Origin of the sequence: Intrasporangium sp., assembly GCF_030452765.1 — a bacterium.
GTDB lineage: Bacteria > Actinomycetota > Actinomycetes > Actinomycetales > Dermatophilaceae > Intrasporangium_A.
The window spans coordinates 1-4,297 of the sequence record NZ_JAKDLO010000271.1 but is presented as its reverse complement, the minus strand read 5'-3'; the positions used below and the strand labels follow the sequence as shown (position 1 = coordinate 4,297).

The following is a 4,297-nucleotide window of genomic DNA, read 5'->3' as shown; positions in this document are numbered from 1 at the left end:
CGGTGAGGTCCACGACATCCAGGTGCCCGGCCCGCCGGCCCCAGCGCTCGACGAGTCGGTCTCTGACGAGCCGGTAGCTGACGAGCCGGCGCTGGGCGACCCCGAGACCGACGACTACGAGCTGGCCGACGCGGTCTGACCGATTCGGACCATCCGGCGGTGCCGGATAACCTTCTGCGCATGGCCGAGTTCATCTACACCATGACGAAGGCGCGCAAGGCGCACAACGACAAGGTCATCCTCGATGACGTCTCGATGTCGTTCTACCCCGGCGCCAAGATCGGCATGGTCGGCCCGAACGGCGCGGGCAAGTCGACGATCCTCAAGATCATGGCAGGGCTCGACCAGCCCTCGAACGGCGAGGCTCGCCTGGCCCCGGACGCGACCGTCGGCATCCTGCTGCAGGAGCCACCGCTGAACGAGGCGAAGACGGTCCTCGGCAACGTCGAGGAGGGCGCCGGCGAGATCAAGGCCAAGCTCGACCGGTTCAACGAGATCTCGGCAGAGATGGCGAACCCCGACGCCGACTACGACGCGCTCCTGCAGGAGATGGGCAAGCTGCAGGAGCAGATCGACCACGCCGACGCGTGGGATCTCGACAGCCAGCTCGAGCAGGCCATGGACGCACTGCGCTGTCCTCCGCCGGATGCCCCGGTGACGAACCTGTCCGGTGGCGAGCGCCGTCGGGTAGCCCTGTGCAAGCTGCTGCTGCAGAAGCCCGACCTGCTCCTGCTCGACGAGCCGACCAACCACCTCGACGCAGAGTCCGTCCAGTGGCTCGAGCAGCACCTCGCCGGCTACCCCGGCGCCGTCATCGCGGTGACCCACGACCGCTACTTCCTCGACCACGTCGCCCAGTGGATCGCCGAGGTCGACCGGGGCCGGCTCTACCCCTACGAGGGCAACTACTCGACCTACCTCGAGAAGAAGTCGGAGCGCCTGCAGATCCAGGGCAAGAAGGACGCGAAGCTCGCCAAGCGCCTCAAGGACGAGCTGGAGTGGGTCCGGTCCAACGCCAAGGGACGGCAGGCCAAGTCGAAGGCGCGGCTGGCCCGTTACGAGGAGATGGCGGCCGAGGCCGAGCGCACCCGCAAGCTGGACTTCGAGGAGATCCAGATCCCGCCGGGTCCCCGGCTCGGGTCGGTCGTCATCGAGGTGGCCGGCCTGAAGAAGGGCTTCGACGGGCGCGTGCTCATCGACAAACTGTCCTTCTCGCTGCCCCGCAACGGCATCGTCGGTGTCATCGGCCCGAACGGGGTGGGCAAGACGACCCTCTTCAAGATGATCGTCGGGCTGGAGGAGCCGGACGGCGGCGAGGTCAAGGTCGGCGACACGGTCATGATCTCGTACGTCGACCAGGGCCGTGAACGCCTCGACCCGAAGAAGACGCTCTGGGAGGTGGTCTCCGACGGGCTCGACCACATCAAGGTCGGGCAGGTCGAGATCCCGTCCCGGGCCTACGTGTCGCAGTTCGGGTTCAAGGGCCCCGACCAGCAGAAGCCGGCCGGCATCCTGTCCGGTGGTGAGCGCAACCGCCTCAACCTGGCGCTGACCCTCAAGCAGGGCGGCAACCTGCTCCTGCTCGACGAGCCGACCAACGACCTCGACGTGGAGACGCTCGGCTCGCTCGAGAACGCGCTGCTCGACTTCCCGGGATGCGCGGTCGTGACCTCCCACGACCGGTGGTTCCTCGACCGGGTGGCGACGCACATCCTCGCCTACGAGGGCACCGAGGACAACCCCGGGAACTGGTACTGGTTCGAGGGCAACTTCGAGGCCTACGAGGCCAACAAGGTCGAGCGGCTCGGCCCGGAGGCGACCCGTCCGCACCGGGTTACCTACCGCAAGCTCACCCGCGACTGACCGCGTCGCGGTCGGGCACGCTGTGCAGAGTCAGATCCAGTCCTTGCGCTTGAACAACACGAAGAGCAGCAACCCGAGCCCGAGGATGATGCCGGCGCTCGCCACCACCCCCGTGGCGCTGCCGAAGCCCGGGTAGGGCACATTCATCCCGAACCAACCTGTGACCGCGGTCGGGACCGCGATGATCGCGGCCCATCCGGTCAGCTTCTTCATCACGGTGTTCAGCCGTGCGTCCTGCAGGGACAGGTTCGTCTCGAATACCGTCGTCACCATGTCACGCAGCGACTCGGTCCACTCGGATGCCCGCAGGACGTGGTCATACAGGTCGGCGAAGTAGCCGTCCAGCTCGCTGCGGTGGTGGGTGGCCTCGGTCCGGTGCCGCATGACGGCGTTGACCACCTCACGCATGGGCAGGACGGCGCGCCGCAGCTCGACGAGCTCCTTGCGGATCCGGTACGTGCGAGTCTGGACCTGGCGGGAGCTCCCATGCTCGTCGAACAGGACGTCCTCGAGCCCCTCGATCATCTGGTCCAGCTGCTGGATCGTCTCGAAGTGGCCGTCGACGATGCTGTCGAGCAGCCCGTGCACGAGGGCTCCGACGCCATACTGGAGCAGCTCGTGGTCTTCCTCCCAGCGTCGCTCGACGGCGGCCATGTCGAAGCCGGTCTGCCCGTGTACCGTGACGATGCCTCTCGGCAGCACGAAGGCGGAGATCCGGGTCAGCTCCAGCCGGCTGTGTCGAGGATCATCGAGGTCGGCCTCGCGCAGGGCTGTCCCGTACACCGTCAGGAAAGTGTGGCTGGCATGGAGGGTCGCCTTGGGTCGCTCATGCAGCAGGATCGCGTCCTCGACGGCGTGGGTGTCCAGATCGAGCTCGACCGCGAGCTTGCGCAGCAGTTCGTGGTCGGGACGGCACAGATCCACCCAGACGAGGGCATCGTCCTCGGCGAGGTGCTCCGAAACGTCGGAGAGTGCGAAGCCCTCGGCAGCCAGCTCGCCGTGGCGCCACAGCCTGGTGGTCACGCAATCCTCGAAGGCCTCAGGCATGGTGCCAGTCTGGCGGAGTCTGCGACGATCGAGGGATGCGACTGGGACTGCAAGTCTCGCGGTTCACCTGGCCGGGCGGGCCCGGCGCGATCGGTCCCACCTTCGGCCGGATCGCCCGGGACGCCGAGGAGGCCGGTCTGTCGAGCCTCTGGGTGATGGACCACTGGTTCCAGATCCGGGGCGTCGGACCTGCCGAGCTCGAGATGCTCGAGGCCTACACGACCCTCGGGTATGCCGCTGGGCTGACCTCGAGGATCGAGCTGGGGGCGCTCGTGACGGGGGTGACATACCGGCATCCCGGACTGCTCGCCAAGACGGTCACCACCCTCGACGTGCTCTCCGGTGGCCGTGCCTGGCTGGGGATCGGGGCAGCGTGGAACGAGCAGGAGCACCGAGGTCTGGGTGTGCCGTTCCCGCCGCTGAAGGAGCGCTTCGAGCGGCTCGACGAGACGCTTCGCATCGTCAGCCAGATGTGGGCGCAGGACGACGCGCCCTTCTCGGGGCGGCACTACACCCTCGAGCGGACACTCAACAGCCCACCCTCGATCCGCCGTCCGCACCCGCCGATCCTCGTCGGAGGCATGGGGGAGGAGAAGACCTTTCGTCTCGTAGCCCGGTATGGCGACGCGTGCAACCTCTTCGACGTCGGCCCGGACCGGATCCGCTCCAAGCTGGCCGTTCTCGCGGAGCGCTGCACGGAGGTGGGCCGCGACCCACGCGAGGTCCGCAACACCGTGCTGTCGCGAGTGACCTTGTCCCGCAATGGTGGCGAGCGGGCCGCGTCAGGCGAGACGACGCAGTCCGTCAGCCGGGTGGTGGACCGGCTCGGGGCGCTCGCCGAGGCCGGGGTCGACGACGTCATCCTCGGCATGGCCAACCCGGAGGAGCGCGACGCCTACGAGCTCGTCGCCGACCTCGTCAGGCAGGCGGAACCGCTGCGGCGGGCGGGCTTGTGACCGGTCGACCGGGCGTCGGTGACCGATCGACCGGGACAAGGTGACCGCTCGACCGGAGCGAGGGCTACCCGAGTCGCCAGCTCGTCACGAGGTGGCAGTTGCCGGGCTCGTACCAGGCCAGGTCGAGACGCTCGACCCGACACGTGACGGGGACCAGGTCGCCGAGGAGCCGCCTCGTCGAGGCGACGGACACGGTGTCCGAGCGTGCGTCGAGCGTCAGGTGCGGTGTGACGTCAGGGAACTGGGCGGCATACGGCGACTTGTCGGGGAAGGCGGCGCAGAGCTGCTCGGTCACGGCGCGGAAGGGCTTCCGGCGCCGGGACGAGATGGATGATCCCGTTCGGGAAGAGGCCGAACCGCTCCAGCGCGAACTCGAACGGGTGCGGCTCCGCTGGAGTGACTACGAAGCACGCGGGATGACGTCGTTGGCG

4 protein-coding genes are annotated in these 4,297 nt (G+C 68.2%); 2 read left to right on the top strand and 2 right to left on the bottom strand.

Features of this window, described 5'->3' with window-relative positions; genetic code table 11:
• The first annotated feature begins 180 nt into the window (after positions 1-180).
• Positions 181-1,863, top strand: a complete 1,683-nt coding sequence (ettA, locus tag L0H79_RS21100; RefSeq protein ID WP_301486641.1) for an energy-dependent translational throttle protein EttA — start codon at positions 181-183, stop codon at positions 1,861-1,863.
• Positions 1,864-1,893: 30 nt separating this feature from the next.
• Here the strand turns inward: ettA and L0H79_RS21095 are convergent, their stop codons facing one another.
• Positions 1,894-2,910, bottom strand: coding sequence for a magnesium transporter CorA family protein (locus tag L0H79_RS21095; RefSeq protein WP_301486640.1), 1,017 nt, complete (start codon positions 2,908-2,910; stop codon positions 1,894-1,896).
• 35 nt (positions 2,911-2,945) lie between these two features.
• Between L0H79_RS21095 and L0H79_RS21090 the strand changes: the two genes are divergently transcribed.
• Positions 2,946-3,866, top strand: coding sequence for an LLM class F420-dependent oxidoreductase (locus L0H79_RS21090; protein ID WP_301486638.1), 921 nt, complete (start codon positions 2,946-2,948; stop codon positions 3,864-3,866).
• A 64-nt stretch (positions 3,867-3,930) separates the two neighbouring features.
• Here L0H79_RS21090 and L0H79_RS21085 read toward each other — a convergent pair whose 3' ends face one another.
• Positions 3,931-4,161, bottom strand: coding sequence for a 2'-5' RNA ligase family protein (locus L0H79_RS21085; RefSeq protein WP_301486637.1), 231 nt, complete (start codon positions 4,159-4,161; stop codon positions 3,931-3,933).
• Positions 4,162-4,297: the final 136 nt, after the last annotated feature.